The organism is bacterium (assembly GCA_018814885.1).
Taxonomy (GTDB): domain Bacteria; phylum Krumholzibacteriota; class Krumholzibacteriia; order LZORAL124-64-63; family LZORAL124-64-63; genus JAHIYU01.
This window is the reverse complement of the sequence record JAHIYU010000075.1, coordinates 51,529-75,916: the sequence shown is the minus strand read 5'-3', so window position 1 is coordinate 75,916 and position 24,388 is coordinate 51,529. Positions and strand designations below refer to the sequence as shown.

The window sequence follows — 24,388 nt, the reverse complement described above, 5'->3', positions numbered from 1 at the left end:
CCTAAGGCGAGGCTGAAAAGCGTAGTCGATGGCCAAGCAGGTTAATATTCCTGCACTACTATTGATTTCCGAAGGGAGGACGTAGAATTTGAGTCTAAGCGAAATTCGGTTATGTTCGCTGCTGGCAATTAGGGTGATCCTAGGCAAATCCGGGATTATAAAGCCTGAAAGTCGGCAAAAGGTTTGGTTAAGGCCGGACCAATTTAGGTGATAATTCTACCAAGAAAATTCTCTAGGGCTAAGTCAATAGTAACCGTACCGCAAACCGACACAGGTAGGTGAGGAGAGAATCCTAAGGTGCTCGAGAGAACCCTTGTGAAGGAACTCGGCAAAATGGCCCCGTAACTTCGGGAGAAGGGGCGCCATGAGTAGGTGAAGCCGCTTGCCGGTGAAGCCAAAAGTGGCCGCAGTGAAAAGGCCTGAGCGACTGTTTACTAAAAACACAGGTCTCTGCTAAGTCGCAAGACGACGTATAGGGACTGACACCTGCCCGGTGCCGATCTGTTAAGGGGAGGGGTTAGCCTTCGGGCGAAGCTCTGAACCGAAGCCTCGGTAAACGGCGGCCGTAACTATAACGGTCCTAAGGTAGCGAAATTCCTTGTCGGGTAAGTTCCGACCTGCACGAATGGTGTAACGACTTGGGCGCTGTCTCCACAAGGTACTCGGCGAAATTGAATTGGCGGTGAAAATGCCCTACCCGCAGCTAGAAGGAAAGACCCCGTGCACCTTTACTACAGCTTCGCATTGGCATTAGGTAGTGTTTGTGTAGGATAGGTGGGAGGCTATGAAGCGGGCACGCTAGTGTCCGTGGAGCCAACCTTGAAATACCACCCTGATGCTATTTGGTGTCTAACCCTATTCCGTGATCCGGGTAGGGAACAGTGCGTGGTGGGTAGTTTGACTGGGGCGGTCGCCTCCTAAAGAGTAACGGAGGCGCACAAAGGTTCCCTCAGCGTGTTTGGCAATCACGCGTAGAGTGTAAAGGCATAAGGGAGCTTGACTGCGAGACCTACAAGTCGAGCAGGAACGAAAGTTGGTCTTAGTGATCCGGCGGTCCCGTATGGAAGGGCCGTTGCTCAACGGATAAAAGGTACGCCGGGGATAACAGGCTAATCTCCCCCAAGAGTCCACATCGACGGGGAGGTTTGGCACCTCGATGTCGGCTCATCACATCCTGGGGCTGAAGAAGGTCCCAAGGGTTCGGCTGTTCGCCGATTAAAGTGGTACGCGAGCTGGGTTTAGAACGTCGTGAGATAGTTCGGTCCCTATCTGCTGTGGGCGTAGGAGATTTGAGGGAAGCTGTTCCTAGTACGAGAGGACCGGAATGGACGTGCCCCTAGTGTACCTGTTGTCGCGCCAGCGGCATCGCAGGGTAGCTATGCACGGAAGGGATAAACGCTGAAAGCATATAAGCGTGAAGCCCATCCCAAGATGAGATCTCCCAGACTTAGTCTCTGAAGGCTCCTTGTAGACCACGAGGTTGATAGGCTGCAGGTGTAAGCACAGCGATGTGTTCAGCCGAGCAGTACTAATAAGCCGTGAGGCTTAATCATCTTCTTTCCCCCCGTGGGGAAAGTCGCGGCGATTGCATGTGAAGATGTGTCTTCTGATGCCCTCTATATTCGGTCATTAACGACACCGTCTTTCGGTGGCTATAGCGCGGTGGAACCACCTGTTCCCATTCCGAACACAGAAGTGAAACGCCGCTGCGCCGATGGTACTGCACGGGTAACTGTGTGGGAGAGTAGGACGCCGCCGGATTCTCGGGGGCGCTGGCAAATCTAGCCGGCGCCCCTTTTTTTCGTCTGCCGCCGTACACCGTTGTAGTAGACTCTATGCCGCTCGTGACGGATCAACCAGCGCGAACGCTGCCGAGAAAGGAGACTCGCATGTTTATCCCCAAGCTGCTCCCCTTACGTATGGCCATTCTGCTCGCTGTCCTAGCCTGCGCGGTGCCCGCGCTGGCCGGCACCCAGCTGCTCGCTGGTTTCACGCTCCCCGTGGGCGACCTCAATGACGGAGCGGATGTGGGCTATCACGGGGGCGTCTCCATGCACTTCCCGGTCGTGCCCTTGACCTTTTCCGCGGGTCCCACCGTGATCTACAACCGCTTGCCCGGCTCCGGCGACGACAGCTTCTCCTTCCTGGAAGTACTGGCCACCGGCAGCTTGACCATTCCGGCCGGGCCGGCGGTCTTCGGCGGTCTTGGCTACACCTTCCCCAGCGCCGAGGTCGGCGGCGTGGATCTGGACCCGGATACGGAGTTCACCATCGTGATCGGCACCGGCACCAAGTTCGCTCTCCTTGAGATCAAGGGCCTGTGGCACCATCTTGGTGACACGGATTTCCTCACGATCTCTGCAGGTTTGGGATTCTGAAGCTCGCGCCTCGCCTCCTGCCGCTCCTTCGCCGGACAAGAGCCGAGAGCGACAACCCTTGTGGAGGAGGGACGTTGCCGACCGAACGACACGAGCTCATCGATTCCTTTCTGGCAGCGATCCTGCCGTCTGGTCATGGGCCAGGCGGGGGAACGGATGGCGGCTGCAGGCTGAGCGAGAGTGAGGTCTACGGTTTGCTGGCTGCCGTCGGGATGACGACCTGCGGGTACGAAGTCCTGCCTGCTGACGCGGATGCGGCATGCCGCGAGCATTGGCTTTCACGGGCGCTCCGTCTCGCCGGCGGGCGGGGCAAGCTGGTGCTGAAGGTCCTGGGGCGCGACATCCTGCACAAGAGCGACCTGGGCGGGGTCCGGATCCTGGTGGAGCCGAGCGAGGGTGATCTGTCCACCGCCGCGGACGAAATGCTGCGGCGCCTCGAATTCGCCGCTCCCGGGTCGGTCGAAGGGATCGTGGCCACCGAATTCGTGCCCCACGGCGCGAACGTGGCCGGCCAGGAACTCTTGTTGAGCGTGAAGCAGGACGCGGCGTTCGGCCCGGTCGTCGTCATCGGCCTGGGCGGCGTTCTGACCGAGTGGTACGGCGAGGGAACCGGAGGGCGTAGCCGGCTGATCCTGCCGGTCCCAGGTCTGACCAGGCAACGGGTGAGCGTGGTACTGGAGCATCATCCTCTCCTCTCCCTGCTGTGCCGACCGTCCCGTCTGTATCCGGAACCGCCGCTGTCCGCGGACATCCTCGCGGACCGGGTGATGGATCTCGCGGAACTCGCCGCGGCCTACGGTCCCGGTGAGGATGGTGAGTTCACCATCGAGGAGCTCGAGATAAACCCGGCTGTGGCCCGGGATGGCGAGCTCGTCGCCATAGACGGCGTCGGGCTGGTGTCCAGGCGGAAATGGCCGAAGCCGGACCGCCCCCTGGTCCTGATCGAAAAGCTGTTGCACCCGCGCAGCGCCGCCGTTCTGGGCGTGAGCGCGCGCAGCGCGAACCCCGGCCGCATCATCATGCGCAATCTGCAGCACTCGCGGGGCGTGGCCGCGGAGAAGCTCCATGTCGTGCATCCCGAGCGCGAGAGCATCGACGGCGTCGCGTGCGTGCGGAGCATTTCCGAACTGCCCGCCAGGGTGGATCTGGCGGTGGTCTGTATCCCTGCCGCGGGCGCGCGGGACGCGATCGCCGAGCTGGTGGAGCGGGACGCCGCCTCGACCGTGATCCTGATCCCGGGCGGATTCGCCGAGTCAGGCAATCCGGAGCTCGCCCGCGACATCGAGGCGAGCCTTGCCGCGGGGCACGCCCGTGGGGACGGCGGGCCGGTCATGGTGGGCGGCAACTGTCTGGGTATCGTCAGCCGCGACGAGTACAACACCTTCTTCCTGCCGCCCTACAAGCTGCCCTTCGCCGACGCCGCAGCCGGAGGCAATCTGGCTCTGGTCAGCCAGTCGGGCGCCTATCTCGTGGCATTTGCCAGCAATTACGACGGTGTTATCAACCCCCGGGCCAGCATCAGCTTCGGCAACCAGATGGATCTGACGGTTGCGGATTTCCTCGCCCACTTCCTCCGGGTGGATGCGGTCGACGTGATCGGCTGTTACGTGGAGGGATTCCAGCCGGGCGATGGCGCCAGGTTCGCGGCGTTCGCGCGCGAAGCAGCCGCTAAAGGGAAGCAGGTCATCGTGTTCAAGGCGGGCAAGACCCCGCTGGGCGCGCAGGCGGCGGCCAGTCACACGGCCTCCCTGGCCGGCGACTACGACGTCACCCGCGCCTGCCTGGAGGAGGCGGGGGTGCTGGTGGCCGAGACCCTGGAGGACTTCGAGGATCTCGTAAAGACCTTCACCATGCTCATGTCCCGGCGCGCGCGTGGCAATCGCCTCGGCGTCATGAGCAACGCAGGATTCGAATGCTCGGTGGTGATGGACATCGTGGACGGTTTCACGCTCCGGCCCTTCACGCCCCAGGTGAAAGCGGTTCTGGACGAGGCCCTGCCGGCGTTCGCCCACCGCGACAATCCCGTCGATGCCACACCCATGGCCGATACCGCGTCCTACGTCCTCGCGATGGAGGCGATCGTGTCCTGCGCCGCCATCGACTGTGCCATCATCTCCTCGGTGCCGGTCACGCCGGCTCTCGACAATCTTCCCGCCGATCCCGCCGGGGCCCACGGCGAAAACCTCGAAGGGCCGGCTTCCCAGCCGCGGGAATTCATCCGCATCCTGACGCGGTCGGACAAGCCCGCCGTGGTCGTCGTGGATTCGGGTGGAATGTACGATCCCATGGCTACCATGATCGAAGCGGCCGGCATACCGGTCTTCCGCAAGATCGACCGGGCGGCTCGTGCCCTGGCCGGATTCGTCGCCCGCTGCCTCGAGATGCGGGACGCCGCAGCGCCGGTAATCATGGAGGAGAGGTCATGAAGAAGTTCTGGATCGTCATCCTGATCGTCTCGATGCTGGCGGCCGGCGCGCTGCTCGCGGGCTGGCTCCTGGTGAGGCAGCTGGAAGGCGATGTCGGCGGGCCCACCCATGGCGTCCTGCACTGGAAGATCGAGGGAGCCTATGCCGAGAAGCGGGACCAGAGCACGGTGGGGCTGATCTCGTCGGGCTATCGTCCGGTCATGAGCGAGATGACCGCGGCCTTGCGCCGGGCCGCGCGGGACGATGGCATCACCGGGCTGATCCTGCAGATCGAGGCTGCGCCCATGGACTGGGCCAAGCTGGAGGAGTTGCGGGCTTCGGTGGAGCGTTTCGCCGCCAGCGGCAAGCCTGTCGCGGCCTGGCTCACCGTGGGAGGACCGCGCGAATACGCCCTGGCGTTGGCTGCCGGCACGGTGGCCCTGCCGCCGGAAGGCGTGCTGATGATCACCGGCGCGAGCGCCGAGATGATCTTCCTGGCCGGCACCCTGGGCAAGCTGGGCATGGAGGCGGATTTCGTGCACGTGGGGCGCTACAAATCGGCGCCCGAGATGTTGACGCGCTCTTCGGCTTCGGCGGCGCACCGGGAGATGATCGAGGCGATCGTCGACGACCACTTCCGGCGTTTCCTGGACATGATCCGGTCCGGACGCGGCCTGTCTCTCGAAGCAGCGGCGGCGGCGGTGGACAAGGGCTTGTGGGACGGCGCCGGAGCGGTAGCCGCAGGCCTGGCGGACACGCTCCTCTACTTCCAGGATTTCAGGGAGAGCATGTTCCGGGATACGCGCACCTCGGATTTGGCCGATTATGTGTACGCGGGGGGCGGCGGCCGCAAGGGGCCGCGTGTCGCCCTCGTGCACGTCGCGGGCACCATTGTCGACGGCGATTCCAGAGACGGCTGGCAGGGGCCGGCCGCGGGCAGCGAAACCGTGGCGGAACGGCTCCGGGAAGCGGCGCGCGACGATCGTGTCGATGCGATCGTGCTGCGCGTGGACAGCCCTGGCGGTTCCGCCAGCGCCAGCGACGTGATCTGGCACGAGGTCGTCGCGGCGAGGGCGTACAAGCCGGTCGTGGCTTCGATGTCGGGTTACGCTGCTTCGGGTGGTTATTACGTGTCCTGCGGTGCGGATTCCATCTTCGCCGAGCCTGGCACCCTGACCGGCTCGATCGGTGTTTTTGCGGGCAAGATCGATCGGCACGGCTTCTTCGAGAAGATCGGCGTCCAGCGCGAGTATGTTCATCGCGGTGAGAATGCCCTGATCTTCGGCGACCAAGAAACTTTCACCTCTGCCCAGCGGAGCCTGCTGCAGGCGCATCTTGATGCCTTCTACGGGCGTTTCCTGGACCGCGTGGCACAGGGCCGGGGCATGTCCGGCGATCAGGTGCACGAGGTCGCGCAGGGACGCGTCTGGACGGGACGGCAGGCGCTGGCGGCGGGCCTGGTGGACGATCTAGGCGGACTCGACCGGGCCTTGGACGCGGTGCGCCGCATGCTGGACGTGGCGCTGGACTCGCCCCTGTTGCTGGTGACAAGCGAGCGTCGACCCGGGCTGCTGGAACGATTGCTCATTCGCTCGCTCCACGAGAGCGGCGCCTCAGCGTCCCTCGCGCCAGGGTTGCGGACCATGGCCGGTGCGGGTCTGCTGCGTCAGGTCGAACTCTGTGATGGGCGTCCCCTAGCGCTCTTGCCCTGGGGAATCGAGTTCCGTTGACCGCCCGTAGCCGCTGATATCCATCCCGTCGGGCAGGACCTGCAAGAGCCTGACAGCCCGCCGTTCGTCGTCGGAAGGCCGGTCCACGATGGGCCCGCAACGCCAGAGGATATGCTCCCGGTCGAGGCTGTGCCCCCACAACAAAAGGGCATGAGCGAGTTCGTGGACGAAGCCGCGCCGCGCATAGAGTTCGTCGACGGGGTCGTCATAGGTGTCGCCGACCCGGATCTGGAGGCGCAGCGCCCGACCCTGTTCATCGCGCTGGACCAGGGACGCGCTCATCGGCGGTCGCAGATTCTGACCAGGCAGGTGCAGCAGCCTCGTGCCAAGGGCCGTGTCCGGTATCCAAGCGAAAAGCGCCGTCTCGGCGCCGGCGTTCCAGATGGCCACGGCGTCATGGAAGCAGGCGGCGAGGTCGACGCTGCCGCTCACGGCCGGATCCGCGCCGACGGGGACCGGTCGCCTGTACCAGTGACATACCCGCTGGTCGAAGCGCGGTGCGATCAGCTCCTGGAGCAGGGCGAGAAGATCGTGGTAATATGGCGAGCGCACGGTCAGGCGCAGCAGTGGAAACCAGGCGCCGGGTGCGAGTGTATCGGTGCGGGTCTCGAAGCTGTGCCAGATATCCGGTTCATCAGGCGCCAGACATATGCGCTCAGGCAGTCCCGCGTCCACGGCGTCGGCAACGAGCCGCCACGACCAGTGCCGGCCGTCCGTGATCAGGGTGGCAGGCTGCGACGATCGCGAGTCCGGTGGGCTCCAGCGCCAGGTGAACGTGCCGGTGCCGACGTCCATGAAAGTCGCCAGCTCGACCGGATAGGTTCCGGCGACGGTGATCGGGGGCGGTTCGCCGCCCGCCGGATCGGTTGTGCGGCCGGGGCCGGCCGTGCAGGAAATCTGCGTCAGGAGAGCGCAGAGTCCCAGCATCAGCTTCCGGCTCACATCGCCGGGATCCCGTGGCTGTGAGGACATCGAAGTTCCTTGCCCATTGCTCCGTCGCTGTGCGGTGTCGCCTTCGAGCTGCACGTCTCCGCGGGTTAACACAGCGGCTTGATGCGAGATTGAACTGGGGGACGAGTTGCGCTAACTTGGGCTGGCTTTCGCGATCCCTCCGCCCCAGCGGCGAGGCCACCAGCAAGATCGAGGCTTGATGATGATCATGGATCAGTACGACGACGACGAGCAGCAGCAGGGTGCAGGTTTCAACCCCGCCGACCTGCTGCGCACGTTCATGCGCCGCAAGTGGCTCTTTCTAATCCCTTTCGTGCTTTGTCTGGGGATGGCCTACGTGGCCATCAAGACCATGCGACCCATCTATTTCTCCGCCGGGCAAGTGCGTGTGATCCAGGAAGCGACCGCGGCGCGGACGCTCACCGAGGGCATGCCGCGATACCGGAGTTCGCGCGACGCCGATCGCGAGACCATGACCCTGATCCGCACTATCGTCACCAGCCCGATCTTCCTGCAGCGCGTCGTGACCGAGCTCGATCTCACGGTCCTGGACATGTTGCCCGGCCTCGTGGAGGCGGGCCAGGTCACGAATGCCGGAAAGCCCGTCGAGGGCGTGTTGATGGACCGGATGGTCTCCACCCTCGAGAAGAGCATCCGGGTCGGAAACCAGGAATCCCAGATCTTCACCATCGGCGTGCGCCACGAAAGGCCGGAGCTGGCCTTCAGGCTGGCGCGCGAGATCCTCGACCGTTTTCTGGAGGAGGAGCAGGCCGGGCGCCTCGAAGTCACTACCACTACGCGGGACTTCCTGAACGAGCAGCGCCAGATCTACATTGACGCGCTCGAGAACGCCCAGGAGCGTCTCACCGCGTTCCAGCGCTCGATGCTCTCTACCTCTCTCGTCGGCAATCCGGTCAACGAGCAGAACCTGGCCCAGGCCGAGGGACTGCTCTCCGATTTTCGCCACCGCATCGAGGAACTGGAGTTCACCGACATCACCCAGAGCCGCGAGGCGGCTCGGGCTGTCCTGCCGGCGGTAGGCCAGCTGGAGCCGTTGGTGGGCCGGGAAGCCGATGTGCTGGCCATCATGCGCGACCTCGCGGATCTCGAGTACAACCAGATCGTCACGGCCCTTACCGCGCGGCAGGGCCGGGATACTCAGAACCTGCTGGGGACCATGCGTCTGTCCCTGGATTCGCAACTGAGCCGCCGGATAGCCGAGGAATACCCCCAACTCGGCGGGGCCGAACGACGCACGGTCACCATGTACCTCTACACCCTCAACTACCGCGATGTGCTGGACAGGGTCGCCGCGCGATTCAGCGAACAGGTGGAGGAATATCGGAACTTCTTGACCCGCCAACCCGAACAAGCCGCAAATCTCAGCCGCCTGCAGAGCGAAGTCGAATCGGCCCAGAGCATGCTTCACAACATCGAACAGGACATCACCCGGGAGAATCTCAGCCTGGCCGCCAGCATGTCCGAGATCGGCTACCGCATCGAGGTGCGACGGGAACCCCGCATGCCGTTCGGTCCCATCGAGCCGGACAAGAAGAAGCTCGCCATGATGGGCATCGCACTCGCATTGGCCATCGGCGTGGGGCTCGTCCTGCTGGCCGAGATGCTCGACCGGTCATTCAAGTCGGTGCAGCAGATAGAGTCGACCCTGAAGCTGAAGGTGATCGGCGCCCTGCCGGTCGTCGACGACGGTCCCTTCGACAATCTCCGGCGCAGGCGCGTACTGCTGTGGTTCATAATCGTGATCGTCATCCTGATCCTGGCAGCCGTGGGGCTGCTCTGGGTCTATCCACGCTTCCAATAGGTCCGCGGGCTTCGCAACGGACGGGAGAATTCGTGAGGAAGAAGAAGCGCAAGGGGCTGGACTTCGACATAGAATCGCCGCTGGCCATCGAACTGCGACGCGTGATGATCCGCATCAATCGGGAACTCGACCTGGAGCGCAAGCGGTGCATCATGGTCACCAGCTCGGAGCGCGGCGAGGGCAAGAGCCTGTTCTCGCTGCATTTCTCGCAAGTGCTGGCCCATCACATGCAGAAGCGGATCCTGCTGATAGACGGCGACATGCGGCGCCCCGTCCAGCACACGATCTTCCAGACCGGCCGGGGTCCCGGCCTGGCGGAACTGCTCAGGGGCGACGATGACGGCATCAGACCCTGCAACACGCTGCTCGCGAATCTCGATTTCCTGCCCGCCGGGCACGCCGGCGAGAATCCGAGCAAGCTCTTGCAGGGAGCCCGCGTGCGCTCGGTCTTCGACAAGCTGAAGAGCGCCTACGATATCGTGATCCTGGACAGTCCGCCCGTGGTCCCGGTGAGCGATCCCCTGCAGTTCGTGGATGTCGTCGACGGCGCCATCTACATGGTGCTCGCCGGCCGCACGCCGCGGGATGTCTGCGAACGCGGCGTGGGGATCCTGCGCGGCGTGGGGACGAACATCATCGGGGTGGTGGCGAACAACCTCGCCGAGGTGTTGCCCTATTACTACGACCATAAGTACTACGGATACGGACAGCGGGTGCGCAGGGCCAAAGACGACTGATCCGCCCGTAACGCTCATGCCGGCTTGTTGAAAAAATCGAGCCTGCCGGTCCCCGCCGGCAGGCTCTCGAGTCGGGCCCATGCGACAACCGCCTAGATCGACTTGGACTGCATGCCCTTCTGCATCCACTTCCTGGCCAGCACCAGCACCACGGGCGAGACCATGGCGATGATCCCGTAGAAGAGCCACATGATTTCCGTCCGCTGGGGCAAGCCGGTCCCGGGCAGGGGGCAGTAGTTGGCCACGAAATGCCCCGAGTAGAGCCCGGTGACGACCTTGGTCAGGAACCAGGGCAGCTGTCCGATGCCCATGTAGGCGCCGGTCTTGCCCTCGGGGGCGATCTCCGCGATCCACTGCAGGAAGCGGGGCTGCCACATGGCCTCGCCGATGGACATCAGCACGATGTAGCCGATCAGGGGGTAGAGGCGCGGTCCGAGGGTAAGCAGGAAGGTGGGCGCCGCCATCACCGTGGTGCCGATGATCATCATCTTGTAGATGTTGGCGCGGGCGGTCAGGCCCGCCACCAGCGGCGCCAGGATGAAGATGAGCAGCGGATTGAGGTTCGAGAAGAACTCGAAGTACTCGCTGACCGGCGAACCCGTGAAGGCCCGGTCGCAGTAGTAGGGCAGGGTGAGCCACTGGTGCGCGAACAGCGTCTGCACCGGGATGAGGATGAAGATGAAGAAGACGAAGCGCTTGTTCCGGAAGGGATGATCCGGATTGTGGCGTAGGAATTCCCACGTGGCGCCGGCGCCCAGCAGCGCGGTCAGGCCCAGGATGCCGAAACTGAACCAGGTGGGCGCGCGTCCTATCGCCGGATCCATGGGCCCGAATCTGCCGCTGAAGGATACGACGAACATGACCAGGCCCGTCAGGGAGAGCAGGAGCAGGCTCACGAAAGGCATCTTGTTGTAGGACGCTGGGGCCGGTTTCGCCCCGCCTTCTGCGTCAGCCCCGGTGTCGCCTGCTGTCCGGATTCCCCGGGTTTCGAGCTTGACGCGCGCGACGGCCGCGCGGTCGGTCCGGCGCGTGATCACCAGCAGGGTGATGAGCGAGCCGGACAGTGTCAATCCCGCCAGCACCCAGTAGACGGCGGCCAGGCCATTGGGCGGGAAGTGGCCGCCGACGGTGCTGCGCACCGCGGGCGAGAGGCCGCCGAAGATGAATCCGCCCAGGTTCATCAGGGCGTAGACCACCGCGTAGCCCATGGCCGCGGTCTGGGGATTGGTGTAGCGCTTGACGCCGGCATATGCGGCCGGCTGGTAGAGGCCGTAGTTGAGGACCATGATGAGCAGGCCGCCGGCCATCGTCATGAACATGGGCGACCAGAGGCCGTTCTCGAGCCCGAGCGTATCGGACAGGGCGACCAGAGCGCGACCGATGGACATCATGCCCAGCGAGAGGGCCAGAGATGCCCGGACGCCGATCTTGTCGGCGAAACCGCCGAAGATGAGCATGGCGAGCGTGATTCCGCCCGTGACGGCGCTGTATACATACCCCGACACCACGTCGTTCAGACCGACGTTCTCGGAGCAGAACTTGCCCAGGATGGTCAGTCCCCCGAAGTAGCAGAGGCCCTCGATGATGTAGGGGATGTTGATGCCCCAGAGAGCGCGTGGCGCTCGCACGAAAGCCACCAGGGTCGTCCCGAGTTCCTTGAACGCGTCCGAGACGACCTGCCCGATGCTCTTCGCTCCTTGTCCCTCGCTACGCGCAGTGGTGTCGCTCATGCGGTATCCTTTTCTGTAAGCGGGATTTCACGCAAACACCGGGACACTCTAATGCCTGGCCGGGAAACGCGTCAAGAGTCCACAACGTCTATATGTGGTCCCCAGTGTACGAGATGGGCAAGTCCGGCGTCCGGTCTTGCCGGCTGCAGACGGAGAGAGTTCAGCCCAGCGCCGCTTCCAGCCGGTTGCGCACGCCGTCGCGCACTTTCGCGTGCAGGTCCACGCAGTGCTGCCGGGCCGCAGCGGCGCGCCGCCGGACTTCGGCCACGAACTCCGGCTCCTCGTCCTGCGGCAGCCCCGCCAGCGAGGCCAGGTTGATCAGCACATTGTAGTAGGCGCCCTCGGCGCCGCTGCCTGCGCAGAGAGCGGCGACGCCTGCGTCGCTCAGGGAGTTCGCGTTGCCGATCTCGGCCACCTCGGCGGCCAGTTCCAGCACCTCGGGCATGGCCTCGAGCACGGACAGGGGCACCGAGATCGCCTGGCGGGTGGTGGCGGCGGTGGCCAGATCACGGGTGCGGGCCTGCGCGTCGGTCGTCCTGGGCAGCCGGAAGGTGTCCAGTACCGCGTTGAAGGCGTCGGTGTCGTCGTCGATGGCCTTGAGCATGTCGTCCTTGATCGCCTGGGCCCGCTCCGCGATCTCCTTCACGCGGTCCTGGGATTCGGCGTACGTCTTCTTGCCGACGGTCAGGTTGGCCACCATGGCCACCAGGGCTGCGGCCTGGGCGGCGCCGAGGGCCGCCACCGAGCCGCCGCCGGGGGCGGGGGCGTCGGTGGAAAGGACATCGACGAACGCCCGGTTGGTCAGCGAAACCAGCGGGCCGTCCACGAGTCCGGCCCGGTATTCGATGATCTTCTCGGCAGGATCGAAGGGCGCGATGTCGCGCAGCCCCATGCTCTGGATCGCGGTCTCGATGAGCATACGGCGCGGCACGCCGGCCGACTGTCCTGCCCGGCGCAGGTAGTACTTGCCGGCGGCGAGCATGTCGCTCTCGGGGATCAACCCGACCAGTTCTGAACCGGTGACGCGGGCGTCGCGGTCGCGGGCCGCCTCGCGGCAGGCCTCGAAGGCCTGGTGCGGCTTCGTGACCGCCGTGTTGACCAGGTTGATCGACACCTGGGCGCGGTCGTATTCGGGGATGACCCAGCCCACGGCCTTGCAGGCCTCCAGGCGGTATGGGCCTGGCGCCAGGACGGTCTGGCCGTCGGGCCCCTTGACGGTATTGCCGTCCCGGTCCCGCTGGGCGCGGCCGGCTTCCTTGATGTCCAGAGCGATCTGCGAGGCGATCGACTTGTTGCGGGAGTTGATGTTCACGTTGTAGGCCACCAGGAAGCCGCGGGCGGAAACGTTCGTCGCGCCCGTGCGCGCCGTATGCGTGTTCCAGACGTTGGGGCCGAAATCCGGTTTCCACTCCGCGGTGCCGAGCTTGTCGGGGAGGGCCTCGTACTCGCCCTTGCGCACGTGGGCCAGGTTGCGGCGCTCCTCGCGGGTGGCCGCGCTCTCGTAGAGGTAGACGGGTATGTCGAGTTCCCGGCCGACGCGTTCGCCCACCTCGCGGGCGAGGGCCACGCATTCCGCCATGGTGACGTCCCGCACGGGCACGAAGGGGCAGACGTCGGTGGCCCCGTGCCGGGGGTGGGCGCCGCTGTGCCGGGACATGTCGATCAGCTGGGCGGCCTTCGCCACCACCCGGAAGGCCGCCTCGGCGACGCCCGCGGGCGTCCCGATGAAGGTGATGACGGTCCGGTTCGTCTCCGCGCCGGGATCCACGTCCAGCAGGGCCACGCCGTCGACTTCCTCGATCACCGCGGTCACCGCGTCGATGACGGCCCGATCGCGGCCTTCGCTGATATTGGGGACGCATTCAACGAGCTTCATGATCTCTCCCGTCCGAGTTGCCGGCGCCGGCTGCAACAGGCCGGAAAACCCTTCGCGCGCATAAGTGCCTATACCACAGCGCAAGATAGTCGGCGGTGCTGATGAAATCCAGCCGCCGCTCCGTCCGGAAGTGCCCGGCGGAGCGCAGCAGGTCGCCGGAGGCCGTTCGCATTCCTCGAGCCGATGACTTGCAAGGAACATCATTTCCCGGTTTGCCCTCGCAGGCGGTCGGAATTATACTACAGTCAATCATCCGCGGCGACGATGTTGCCCGGCCTGAAAGTATTATCGCCCGACCCCCACAGAACTCGTCGAGAGGTTGATCTCATGTACCGTCCCGACTCCAATGACAAGGTGGCCATCTTCATAGATGGTGAGAACATCCACTACAGCGCGAAACACCTGAACATGAGGTTGGATTACCTCAAGATGTGCCGGACCCTTGCCGGCAACAGGCGCCTCGTCCGCGCCTACTTCTACACCGCGATCTCCAACCAGTCCGAAGGCAAGATCGACTTCGTCAATTTCCTGAAACTGAACGGTTTCAAGGTCGTGACCAAGGAATTGAAGAGTTTCACGGAGGCCGACACCCAGCAACGGTTCTTCAAGGGCAACCTGGACCTGGACATGGCCATCGACATCTACGAGATGCTGCCCCATCTCGATACGGTGATCATCTGTTCAGGCGACGGGGACTTCGTGAGACTGGTCGAGAGCGTATCGAGACTGGGCAAGCACATCGAGCTGTGTGCGCTGCGGGAGATGACCAGCACCGATCTCATCGCCGCATCGGACGAGTACATCGACCTGGACTCTATCAAGGACCAGATCGCACTCGACGCGCCGCCGCCCGAGCGGTCTGGCGAGGATCTGCCCCAGAGCCGCATCCGCAACGTTCTCGACGGCAAGATCGATTACAACGCCATCGAATATTGACCGGCCCCCGGCGCTCAGATACCGCCGAGAGAGTCCATGACTCCTCGGCGGTATTCTCTTAGCAGGTACCGCGTGACGGGCCCCGGCATCCCGTCACCCACGGGGGAACCGTCCACCGCGACGATAGGCACGATCTCCTTGACCGAACCGCAGAGGAAAGCCTCGTCGGCTTCGCACAGGTCCGCTATGGACAAGGGGGCCTCGTGGCTGGCGATGCCGCCCGCGGCTGCCAGGGCCAGGATCATGTCGCGGGTCCGGCCGGCGAGGAGCCCCAGCGCCAGCGGCGGCGTGTACAGCGACCCGGTTCTGACGAGGAAAACATTGCTCGTGGCGCCTTCGAGAACCCGATTCTCCCCATCGACGAGCAGGGCTTCCTGGCAACCGGCCGCGTGGGCCAGGCGCAGGGCCGTCACCGTGGTCAGGTAGTTCAGGGTCTTCAGGTGGGGGAAATCGCCTCGCGAGAAACCCGCGCGCATCGACAGCACGGAGATGCCGTCCCGCTGCCAGAGCGCCAGGACGGGATCGAGGGGCTGCAGGAAGATCGAGACCGTGGGCGGCAACGCGCCGTGGCCGCTCAGCGGCAGGGGATCGCCGGGTCCGCCACCACGGCTGACCGTGAGGCGGCAGCGGGCGTCGCGGGATTCCAGGCCGTTGCGCCGCACCAGTTCCGCGATCACGTCCCCGATCACCGGCGGCGACGGACGGTAGGCGTAGCCCAGGGTCTCGAGGTTGCTGGACATCCTGGCGAGGTGTCCGGCGAGGTCGAAGGGGCGGCCGACGTACAGCCGTATGGTCTCGAACATGCCGTCACCGTAGAGATAGCCGCCGTCGAACAGGGAGACCCGCGCCTCGCCGGCAGCGCAATACTTTCCGTTGAGAAATACAATCATGCGTTCTACCTTACCTGAAGTGCCGGATCCCCGGGCGCTGCTGCGCAGCAACATTATGTGGTCCGCGGGCGTGCGTGCAAGCACGGTTGACAAGCCCGGTCGCCGTGTCTAATCCTGTGGCAGTCGTTGAAACGTTAACAACTGCTCTTCCGCCTCGACGTCCCGCCGCCGCGCGTGCGACGGGATCGCGAATTCCGAGGAGGCCGATTCCATGGCCGAACAGTTCGTGCCCCTGTTGACCGTCGTCTCGCTGGCGGCCGTCCTCTCGCTGCTGTTCCTGGGGTTGAGCTACTGGCTGGGTCCGCGCACGCCCAACCGCCTGAAGGCAACGATCTACGAGTGCGGCATACCGGTGCGCGGCGGCATACAGGTGCGCTTCTTCGTGCGTTTCTTCCTGGTGGCCCTGCTCTTCCTGCTCTTCGATCTGGAGGCCGTTTTTCTCTACCCCTGGGCACTCCTGTTCCGCACATTCCTGGCGAACGGCCAGGCGGCCTTCGCGCTGGGCGAGATGGGCGTCTTCGTGTCGGTGCTGGTGATCGGCTTCATCTATGTATGGAAGAAAGGCGGGCTGGAATGGCAGTGACCCTCGACAGCCCCAGCAACTACCTCACCACGCGGCTGCGGCAGGCCGTGAACTGGGGGCGCAAGTATTCCCTGTGGCCCTTGCCCTTCGGGACTGCGTGCTGCGCCATCGAGTTCATGAGCACCGTTTCGTCGTACAGCGACCTGAGCCGTTTCGGTGCCGAGGCCGTGCGCTTCTCGCCGCGCCAATCCGACCTGCTGATCGTCGCCGGCACGATCTCCTACAAGCAGGCGCCGATCCTGCAGACCATCTATGCCCAGATGTGCGACCCCAAATGGGTGATCTCCATGGGCGTCTGCGCCAGCACGGGCGGGTTCTACAACAACTACGGCACCCTGCAGGGGATCGACCGGATCATACCTGTCGATTTTTACGTGGCCGGCTGTCCGCCGACCCCCGAGAACCTGATGCATGCCCTGGTCACCTTGCAGGAAAAGGTCCAGAACGAAGGCCTGGTGCCAGCGGCGCAGCGTCACGCGGCCGGCCGGGGAGCCTGATCAGCGCCGGCGACGTCCGGGCCCGACAGGATGGGGAAGCATGAACGAGAAGCTTCTGGAGAGCCTCAGCGACGAATTCGGCGATCTCGCCAGCGGCGCCCATGCGGGCGACGCCTGGGTGCGGGTCGACCGCGCCATCCTGCACGACGTGGTGCGCCACCTCAAGGAACGCGCGGGTTGCGAGCTGCTGCTGGATGTGGTGGGCGTCGATCTCAGCGAGCATCCGGACCACCTCGATGATCCGACCCGCTTCGAGGTCGATTACAACCTGCGTTCCCTCGCCGCCGGTGAGCGGTTGATGGTGAAGGTCGCGGTGGAGGAGGGCCAGGACGTGCCCACCGTCTCCGATCTCTACGCCTCGGCCAACTGGGCGGAGCGCGAGGTCTACGACCTTTTCGGCGTTCCCTTCCGCGGCCACCCGGACCTGCGGCGCATCCTCTGCCACCACGAGTTCGAGGGCCACGCGCTGCGCAAGGACTACCCCATCGAGCGGGGACAGGTGCTCTCGGCGCCGGAGAAGCTGTTCGACGACCATGAGGTCGCCCGGGCCGCCGCGCGGGCCGAGACCGCCACGGGCACGCAGCTCCCGTCGGACCTGCTGACCCTCAACCTGGGGCCGAGCCATCCTTCCACCCACGGCGCCCTGCGGGTGGAGTGCCTGATCGACGGCGAGACCATCGTCGAGGCCAAATCCGAGATCGGCTATCTGCACCGCTGCTTCGAGAAGGAGGCCGAGGACCACACCTGGGCGCAGGTCATGCCCTACACCGACCGTCTCAACTACGTGTCTGCCATGCTCAACAACTGCATATACGCGGCGGCGGTCGAGAAGATGCTGGGCGTCGAGGCGCCGGCCCGCGCCGAGGCGATCCGGATCGTCGTCAGCGAGTTGAGCCGGATCATCGACCATCTCGTCTGCATCTGCGCCAATCTCGTCGACATCGGCGCCCTGACCAACTACTGGTACTTCTACAACATCCGCGAGGGCATCTACTACGACATCATCGAGCCCCTCTGCGGCTCCCGTCTGACCACCAACTACGCGCGCATCGGCGGCCTTTCGCACGACATCTTCGAGGGGTTCGAAGCGGCTGTTTTCCGGAACCTGGACAAGCTGCAGGTGGCGATCCGCGAGGTGACGGGCCTGGTGGCCCGCAACCGCATCTTCCTGGACCGGACCGTGGGCATCGGCGCCATGACGACGCAGCAGGCCCTGGACTGGGGCTTCACCGGTCCCTGCCTGCGCGCCACGGGGCTGGCCTTCGACCTGCGCAAGCATGCGCCCTACATGGGCTACGACGAGTACGACTTCGACGTGCCCGTGGGCGAGCACGGCGATACCCGGGACCGCATCATGGTCCGCATCGAGGAGATGCTGCAGAGCGAACGGATCATCCGCCAGGTGCTGGCCCGCGGACTGCCGGGGGGCCCGATCATCGTGGACGATCCGCAGGTCGCGCTGCCGCCCAAGGTGCAGGTCTACGGGAGCATCGAGGGCGTCATGAACCAGTTCAAGCTGATCTACGAGGGCATCAAGGTGCCCCGGGGGGAGGCCTACGGCTCCGGCGAGGGCGCGAACGGCGAGCTGGGCTTCCACTGCTTCTCCGACGGCGGCGGCGCGCCGTACCGCATCAAGGTGCGCCCGCCCTGCTTCCCCATCTTCTCCGCCTTCGCGACCATGATCGAGGGCTTGATGATCCCCGACGCCGTCGCCATCCTCGGCAGCATCAACATCATCGCCGGGGAGCTCGACAGATGAGCGCCACGAAAGGACCAGGCGAAATGAACGCACCGGCGGAGCAGGCCACCGCCTTCGACCTGTCGGCGGAGGATCGGGCGGCGTTCGACGACATCGTCGCCAGGTACCCGACCAAGCGCAGCGCGCTGATGCCGACCTTGTGGCTCATCCAGGATCGCCACGGCTACATCAGCGATGCGGCGGTCGCCTGGACCGCCGCCCGGCTCGAGATCTCCGAGGCGAAGGTCCGCGAATTGATCTCCTTCTACTTCATGTTCCGCGACGTTCCGCAGGCCGCGCACGTGCTCCAGGTCTGTCATAACATCAGCTGCCACATCATGGGCGCGCGCCCCCTGCTGGCGCAACTGGAGAAGAAGCTGGGCGTGCGGGCCGGCGAGACGACGCCCGACGGCATGTTCGCCCTGGAGGGCGTCGAGTGCCTGGGCGCGTGCGGCATGGGTCCCTGCATGCTCGTGGGCAAGCACCTCTACGAGCACCTGACGCCGAAGAAGGCCGACGAGATCCTCGACAGCATGCGCCGGGGCGAGCCGCTGCCGGCCGACACCGATCGGGATCTGGAGGACTAGAATGAACCGCGACGAGTGCCGGATCCTCTCCAAACGCTTCGGAACCCGCGACGGCCACAAGCTGCCGGTCTACGAGGCCCAGGGCGGGTACCGGGCCCTGCGCAAGGCCCTCGCCGAGCTGGATCCCCCGAAGGTGACCGAGCTGGTCAAGGACTCGGGGCTGCGCGGCCGCGGCGGCGCGGGCTTCCCGGCGGGCGTCAAGTGGGGTTTCGTCCCCAAGGACGCGTCTGCCGTCTACTTCATGGTCAATGCCGACGAGTCGGAACCGGGCACCTTCAAGGACCGCTTCCTGCTCGACTTCGACCCCCATGCGGTGATCGAGGGATCGATCATCTCCTCCTACGCGGTCAGCGCCTGCCTCTGCGTCATCTACATCCGCGGCGAGTTCGGCTGGCTTATCGACCGCGTGCGGAAGGCCGTCGACGAGGCCTACGCGGCCGGCTACCTGGGCCGCAACATCCTCGACAGCGGCTACGATCTCGAGATGATCGTCCACAAGGGGGCCGGCGCCTACATCTGCGGCGAGGAGACCGGGCTGATCAATTCCGTGACCGGCAACAAGGGACAGCCGCTGATCAAGCCGCCCTTCCCAGCGGTCTCCGGATTCCTCGGGAAGCCGACCATCGTGAACAACGTGGAGACCGTCGCCGCGGTCACGTACATCGTCGACGAGGGCCCCGAGGCCTACCGGCGCTTCGGCACCGAAAAATCCACCGGCACGAAGCTCTTCAGCGTCAGCGGTCCCGTCCGCAATCCCGGCGTGCACGAGATCCCCATGGGGCTTCCCTTCAGGGAATTCTTCCACGACTGGTTGGGGGGCATGGCCGCAGGGGAGGAGCTCAAGGCCGTGATCATGGGCGGTTCGTCCGTGCCCGTGCTCACCGCCGAAGAGGCCATGAACACGCGGCTGGACTACGAATCGCTCCAGGAGGCCGGTACCATGCTCGGCTCCGGCGGCATGATCATCATCCCCGCGCGCTGCGACATGGTGGAGCTGATACAGGTGCTCATGCACTTCTACTGGGACGAATCGTGCGGACAGTGCACGCCCTGCCGGGAAGGCACGGGGTGGCTGCATCGGATCGTGCGGCGCCTGCGCAGGGGCGAGGGGACCCTGGAGGATATCGACCTGCTGGCGAAAGTGTGCGACGGCATGGCCGGGTTGACAATCTGCCCGCTGGCCGACGCCGCGGTGATGCCCATGCGGAGTTTCCTGCAGCGTTTCCGCCCCGAGTTCGAAGCGCTGGTACACGAGAGCAAGCAGCCGGGGCCGGACTCGCGCTGGGCGCGCGAGATCAGGAGTTGACGACATGACCAAGTTGACGATAGACGGCCGGGAACTGGTGTTTCCCGAGGGCACCTCGCTCTTCGACGCCTGCCGCGAGGCGCGGGGCGAGGCCCTGCCGCACTTCTGCTACCATCCCGATCTCCCCGTCGCCGGCGTCTGCCGGCTCTGCCAGGTCGAGATCGAGGGCATGCCCAAGCTGACCATCGCCTGCAACACCACCGTCCGCGAGGGCATGGTGGTCCATACGCGGAGCGAGCGCGTGCGCACGGCCGCCCGGCAGATCCTGGAGATGCACCTGATCAACCACCCCGTTGACTGTCCGATCTGCGACCAGGCCGGGGAATGCGGCCTGCAGGACCAATACATGGTTTACGGCCTGTACGAGTCGGAAGTGAGCAAGGGCGACAAGGTCAACAAGGTGAAGGCCCAGGTCATCGGGCCGCACGTGATCCTCGACAAGGAACGCTGCGTGCTCTGCAGCCGTTGCGTGCGTTTCTGCGATCACATCACCGGTACGGGCGAACTCGGCGTCTTCAACAGGGGGGACCGGGCCGAGATCGGCATCGCGCCGGGCAAGGAGCTCAACAACAACTACAGCTTGAACACGGTCGACATCTGTCCCGTGGGGGCCTTGACCAGCCGCGACTTCCGCTTCAAGAAGCGCGTGTGGCTGCTGCGCAGCACGCAGTCCGTCTGCCCCGGTTGCGCGACAGGCTGTAACATCCGCGTCGATCACGAGGCGGAACGCATCTACCGCATCAAGCCGCGGCGCAACGACGAGGTGAACGGCCCCTGGATGTGCGATCTCGGACGCCTCGAATACCGCGCGGTGCATGCCGAGAGCCGCCTGGCGTCGCCGCTCGTCCAGCGCGACGGCGCGCTGCGGGAAGCGGCGTGGGCCGAGTTGGACGCCCGGCTCGCCGAGTTCGCGCCAGGCGGCCTGGCTCTGGCCTCGCCCGGGCAGACGCTGGAGGAGCTGGCCCTCTTCGCGCGGCTGGGACGCGTACTGTGCGGTGAGGGCCGCGTGCTGGGATGCCTCGCGGAATCGGGGCGCGGCGAGGGCGACGAACTGCTGCTCGCGGCCGACCGTAAGCCCAATCGCAAGTCGCTCGAGTGGCTCGACCTGCCCGAAGTGACGGCTGCGGATCTGGTCTCGCGCACGGCGGGTTCATCCGGCGGGGTCCTCGTCTACGGCGGCGATCCCGTCGCGGACTCTCCCGGTTTCGCGGAAGCGGCGTCCGGACGCTTCCTCGTCTACCTCGGCACGCATCGGAATGCGACCGCCCATGCGGCGCAGGTCGTCGTGCCGCTGCGCGCCTGGGCCGAGAAGGACGGCATCTTCGTCAACGCGCAGGGGCGGTTCCAGCTGATCCGACGCGCTGTAGCCGGCCCGGAGCGGACGCGCGAGGACTGGCGTTTCCTGGCCGGGTGGCTGGGCCGGCTCACGACGGCGGAGCAACCCGCCGGTTTGCCGGAGGTGCGCCGTATGGCCGCGGAGCAGGCTCCGGCCCTCGCCGGCGTCGACTTGAACGACCTAGGCACGGCCGGCGTTGCGCCCCTGCCGGTGGGAACGGGGGGTGACGCGTGATGGAGCTCGTCGTGGCGACCCTGCTGAAGATCGTCTTCATGCTGGTCCTGGTGATCGGTCTGATCCCGGTGCTGGTCTGGGCCGAGCGCAAGGGCTCGGCCTTCATCCAGGACCGGACCGGGCCCAACCGCGCCAGCGTGGCCGGCATCAGACTGGGCGGCCTCGTGCATCCCATCGCCGACGTCGTCAAACTGCTCTTCAAGGAGGACGTGCGCCCCGACGGAGTGCACGGGTTCCTGTATGCGCTGGCGCCGTTCGTGGTCTTCTTCGTCGCGCTCGTCACCTATGCGGTGATCCCCTTCGGGGACTACCTGGAGGTGGGCGGGCGACAGATACCCCTGGTGGTCGCGGACCTGAACGTGGGCATCCTCTACGTGTTCGCCATCGCCAGCCTCGGTACCTACGGGATCGTGATGGCCGGCTGGGCCTCGAACAACAAGTACGCGTTCCTGGGCGCCCTGCGCTCGACCTCGCAGATGATCAGCTACGAGATCAGCATGGGACTGGCCATCATGGGGCTGCTCCTGATCTTCCAGTCTCTGCGCTTGACGGAGATCGTATCTGGTCAGGGCGATCTGATCTGGGGGTTCCTGCCCAAATGGGGTGTGGTGATCCAGCCGCTGGGCGCGCTGCTCTTCATCACCGCGATATTCGCCGAGACCAACCGGACGCCCTTCGACCTGCCGGAAGGCGAGTCGGAGATCGTCGCCGGTTACCACCTCGAGTACAGCTCGATGAAGTTCGCACTCTTCTTCATGGCCGAATACGCGAACATGGTGATCGGTGCGGCGCTGATCGCGACGCTCTTCTTCGGCGGCTGGAACATTCCCTGGCTGTCCCGTCAGACGATCACGGCCGGCGCGGACACCCTGCTGCCGCTCGTGCTCGGACTCCAGGCGGTCGTTTCCGGTGTGATCGCGTGGCTCTTCTTCAGGCGGGCGGTCCGCGAACGCGGGAAGTTCGGCGATGCCCGCGACCGCGAACCGGGATTGCTGGGAGGCTTCTTCGCCGTGGTGGGCGCGTTGTCGCTGGCTTCGTTCGCCCTCGCGCCGTGGCGGGTCGGCCCCGCCGGCGCTTCGCTCTTCGCCACCCTGCTGCAGGTCGGGGCGTTCGTGGGCAAGGTGGTCTTCTTCTGCTGGTTCTTCGTCTGGGTGCGGTGGACGCTGCCGCGCTTCAGGTACGACCAGCTCATGAGCCTGGGTTGGAAGGTGATGTTGCCGCTGGCCCTGGCGAACCTGGTGATCACGGCGGTCGGGGTCGCCATCGTCTGAAAGACGCGCGGCGGTTCCCGGTGAAGGTATGAGGACATGAGGACGAACGGCAAGGCACACGGCTACGGCAGGGACATGAGCCTGGGCGAGCGCGTCTACGTGGGGGAGGTGCTGCGCGGACTCTTGATCACCATCAGGCATCTGCTGCGCAACATCTTCGCCATGAAGGACATGCCCACGGTCCAGTACCCGGAAGAGAAGCCCCGGTACAGCGACCGTTTCCGCGGACGCCATCGTCTGATGAAGCGGGACGACGGCTCGCCGCGCTGCGTGGCCTGCATGATGTGCAGCACCGCCTGTCCCGCCGACTGCATCCACATCACGGCCGCGGAGCATCCGGATCCGACCATCGAGAAATACCCGGAGAGATTCGACATCGACCTGTTGCGCTGCGTGTACTGCGGGCTCTGCGAGGAGGCCTGTCCCTGCGATGCCATCCGCATGGACACCGGCATCTACGAGATCGTGGCCGACGCCAGGGAGAAATTCTTCGTGGACAAGGATTTTCTGCTCAACGACGAGACCCGCGGGACTCTCTGACGTTTCGGGAGGCAAGAGGACGTGGAGATTTATCTGTTCTACCTTTTCGCGGCGCTGATGCTCGGGGCGGCCGTGATGACCGTCGCCAGCCGCAACGCCGTGACCGCCGCGGTCTGGTTGATCTTCAGCTTCATCAACGCCGCGGGTATCTTCGCGCTGCTGTCGGCCCCCTTCCTGGCGATCCTGCAGGTTCTGATCTACGCAGGCGCCATCATGGTCCTGTTCCTGTTCGTGATCATGATGCTGCAGGGACCGGTCCTGCCGGCGGAACGCGAGGGCCGCCGCTTCTGGAAACTGGCCCTGCTCGCCGCCCCGGCGGCGGCGATCGCGGTAGTCCTCGTCGGCTGGGTCTCGCGCAGCGGCGTCACGGCGTTTTCCGACGCCGGGAACGCGTCCGCCGGAACCGCGGAGCGCGTGGCCGGCCTGCTGCTGAACCGCTATCTGCTGGCCTTCGAGCTCATCTCCATCGTCCTGCTGGTGGCCATCATAGGCGCCCTAGCGCTGGGGCGCAGGGAGGAGGATCAGCCGTGGAGATAGGTTTGACCCATTACCTGGTGCTGGCCGCGGCCATGTTCCTGGTGGGTATGGCCGGCGTCGTGATCCGCCGCAACAGCCTGATCATGCTCATGAGCATCGAGATCATGCTGTGCGCGGTGAACGTCGTCTTCGCCGCGTATTCCCGCATGCACGGCGATCTCTCCGGCCATGTCTTCGTGCTGATGAACTTCGCCGTGGCGGCCGCCGAGGCCGCCATCGGCCTGGCGATCCTGGTGGAGATCTACCGGCTGCGCCGGACGGTGAACGTGGACGAACTCAAGACCCTCATGGAGTAGCGTTGTGG

20 protein-coding genes and 2 rRNA genes are annotated in these 24,388 nt (G+C 65.1%); 18 read left to right on the top strand and 4 right to left on the bottom strand.

Translation table 11 applies throughout. The annotated features are described in order from the left end of the window. From KJ554_04690 to sppA, 5 genes are all read left to right on the top strand, one after another. Positions 1 to 1,553: ribosomal RNA gene (locus tag KJ554_04690) — 23S ribosomal RNA — on the top strand; the annotation flags it as partial. A 91-nt stretch (positions 1,554 to 1,644) separates the two neighbouring features. Beyond that, a 5S ribosomal RNA gene (rrf, locus tag KJ554_04685) occupies positions 1,645 to 1,761 on the top strand. Between the two features lie 128 nt (positions 1,762 to 1,889). Next, positions 1,890 to 2,378 carry a hypothetical protein gene (locus tag KJ554_04680; protein MBU0741635.1) on the top strand — a complete coding sequence of 163 codons (489 nt, stop codon included), beginning with the start codon at positions 1,890 to 1,892 and terminating at the stop codon, positions 2,376 to 2,378. Between the two features lie 74 nt (positions 2,379 to 2,452). Next, on the top strand, positions 2,453 to 4,804 hold the full coding sequence (locus KJ554_04675; protein MBU0741634.1) for an acetate--CoA ligase family protein: 2,352 nt from the start codon (positions 2,453 to 2,455) through the stop codon (positions 4,802 to 4,804). Further along, positions 4,801 to 6,513, top strand: a complete 1,713-nt coding sequence (gene sppA / locus KJ554_04670) for a signal peptide peptidase SppA (protein MBU0741633.1) — start codon at positions 4,801 to 4,803, stop codon at positions 6,511 to 6,513. Before KJ554_04675 ends, sppA begins: the two co-directional genes overlap by 4 nt. Here sppA and KJ554_04665 read toward each other — a convergent pair. Continuing rightward, a complete protein-coding gene (locus KJ554_04665) occupies positions 6,478 to 7,485 on the bottom strand; it encodes a hypothetical protein (protein MBU0741632.1) in 1,008 nt (335 codons plus the stop codon). The genes sppA and KJ554_04665 overlap by 36 nt on opposite strands. A gap of 178 nt (positions 7,486 to 7,663) precedes the next feature. On the opposite strand from KJ554_04665, the gene KJ554_04660 reads away from it, so the two are divergent. Beyond that, positions 7,664 to 9,286 carry a hypothetical protein gene (locus tag KJ554_04660; protein ID MBU0741631.1) on the top strand — a complete coding sequence of 541 codons (1,623 nt, stop codon included), beginning with the start codon at positions 7,664 to 7,666 and terminating at the stop codon, positions 9,284 to 9,286. Between the two features lie 32 nt (positions 9,287 to 9,318). After that, positions 9,319 to 10,023 carry a CpsD/CapB family tyrosine-protein kinase gene (locus tag KJ554_04655; GenBank protein MBU0741630.1) on the top strand — a complete coding sequence of 235 codons (705 nt, stop codon included), beginning with the start codon at positions 9,319 to 9,321 and terminating at the stop codon, positions 10,021 to 10,023. A gap of 92 nt (positions 10,024 to 10,115) precedes the next feature. Here KJ554_04655 and KJ554_04650 read toward each other — a convergent pair whose 3' ends face one another. Together KJ554_04650 and ftcD are read right to left on the bottom strand one after the other, a co-directional pair. Continuing rightward, positions 10,116 to 11,753, bottom strand: coding sequence for an MFS transporter (locus KJ554_04650; protein ID MBU0741629.1), 1,638 nt, complete (start codon positions 11,751 to 11,753; stop codon positions 10,116 to 10,118). A 160-nt stretch (positions 11,754 to 11,913) separates the two neighbouring features. After that, entirely contained in the window at positions 11,914 to 13,629 is a 1,716-nt protein-coding gene (gene ftcD / locus KJ554_04645; GenBank protein MBU0741628.1) for a glutamate formimidoyltransferase, read from the bottom strand. Positions 13,630 to 13,956: 327 nt separating this feature from the next. Here ftcD and KJ554_04640 point away from each other — a divergent pair, with 327 nt between their 5' ends. Continuing rightward, positions 13,957 to 14,565, top strand: a complete 609-nt coding sequence (locus KJ554_04640) for an NYN domain-containing protein (GenBank protein MBU0741627.1) — start codon at positions 13,957 to 13,959, stop codon at positions 14,563 to 14,565. A 14-nt stretch (positions 14,566 to 14,579) separates the two neighbouring features. On the opposite strand, the gene KJ554_04635 is transcribed toward KJ554_04640, so the two are convergent. Next, entirely contained in the window at positions 14,580 to 15,455 is an 876-nt protein-coding gene (locus KJ554_04635; GenBank protein ID MBU0741626.1) for an aminotransferase class IV, read from the bottom strand. Positions 15,456 to 15,666: 211 nt separating this feature from the next. On the opposite strand from KJ554_04635, the gene ndhC reads away from it, so the two are divergent. The 10 genes from ndhC (at position 15,667) to nuoK (ending at position 24,380) form a co-directional block, all read left to right on the top strand. Further along, complete coding sequence (ndhC, locus tag KJ554_04630) at positions 15,667 to 16,038, top strand: NADH-quinone oxidoreductase subunit A (GenBank protein ID MBU0741625.1); 372 nt, start codon at positions 15,667 to 15,669, stop codon at positions 16,036 to 16,038. After that, the gene (nuoB, locus tag KJ554_04625; protein MBU0741624.1) at positions 16,029 to 16,535 is read left to right on the top strand and encodes an NADH-quinone oxidoreductase subunit NuoB; all 507 of its coding nucleotides are present in this window, start codon (positions 16,029 to 16,031) and stop codon (positions 16,533 to 16,535) included. The genes ndhC and nuoB overlap by 10 nt, the downstream gene beginning before the upstream one ends. 40 nt (positions 16,536 to 16,575) lie before the next feature. After that, complete coding sequence (locus tag KJ554_04620) at positions 16,576 to 18,294, top strand: NADH-quinone oxidoreductase subunit D (protein MBU0741623.1); 1,719 nt, start codon at positions 16,576 to 16,578, stop codon at positions 18,292 to 18,294. Then, entirely contained in the window at positions 18,291 to 18,860 is a 570-nt protein-coding gene (gene nuoE / locus KJ554_04615) for an NADH-quinone oxidoreductase subunit NuoE (GenBank protein ID MBU0741622.1), read from the top strand. The genes KJ554_04620 and nuoE overlap by 4 nt, the downstream gene beginning before the upstream one ends. 1 nt (position 18,861) lies before the next feature. After that, complete coding sequence (nuoF, locus tag KJ554_04610; GenBank protein ID MBU0741621.1) at positions 18,862 to 20,166, top strand: NADH-quinone oxidoreductase subunit NuoF; 1,305 nt, start codon at positions 18,862 to 18,864, stop codon at positions 20,164 to 20,166. Between the two features lie 4 nt (positions 20,167 to 20,170). After that, positions 20,171 to 21,736 (top strand): (2Fe-2S)-binding protein, encoded by a 1,566-nt coding sequence (locus KJ554_04605; protein ID MBU0741620.1) that lies wholly within the window; start codon positions 20,171 to 20,173, stop codon positions 21,734 to 21,736. Beyond that, positions 21,733 to 23,007 (top strand): NADH-quinone oxidoreductase subunit H, encoded by a 1,275-nt coding sequence (locus KJ554_04600; GenBank protein MBU0741619.1) that lies wholly within the window; start codon positions 21,733 to 21,735, stop codon positions 23,005 to 23,007. Before KJ554_04605 ends, KJ554_04600 begins: the two co-directional genes overlap by 4 nt. A gap of 75 nt (positions 23,008 to 23,082) precedes the next feature. Next, positions 23,083 to 23,547, top strand: a complete 465-nt coding sequence (locus tag KJ554_04595) for an NADH-quinone oxidoreductase subunit I (protein MBU0741618.1) — start codon at positions 23,083 to 23,085, stop codon at positions 23,545 to 23,547. 21 nt (positions 23,548 to 23,568) lie between these two features. Continuing rightward, positions 23,569 to 24,084, top strand: coding sequence for an NADH-quinone oxidoreductase subunit J (locus tag KJ554_04590; GenBank protein ID MBU0741617.1), 516 nt, complete (start codon positions 23,569 to 23,571; stop codon positions 24,082 to 24,084). Next, the gene (gene nuoK / locus KJ554_04585) at positions 24,081 to 24,380 is read left to right on the top strand and encodes an NADH-quinone oxidoreductase subunit NuoK (GenBank protein MBU0741616.1); all 300 of its coding nucleotides are present in this window, start codon (positions 24,081 to 24,083) and stop codon (positions 24,378 to 24,380) included. Before KJ554_04590 ends, nuoK begins: the two co-directional genes overlap by 4 nt. Positions 24,381 to 24,388: the final 8 nt, after the last annotated feature.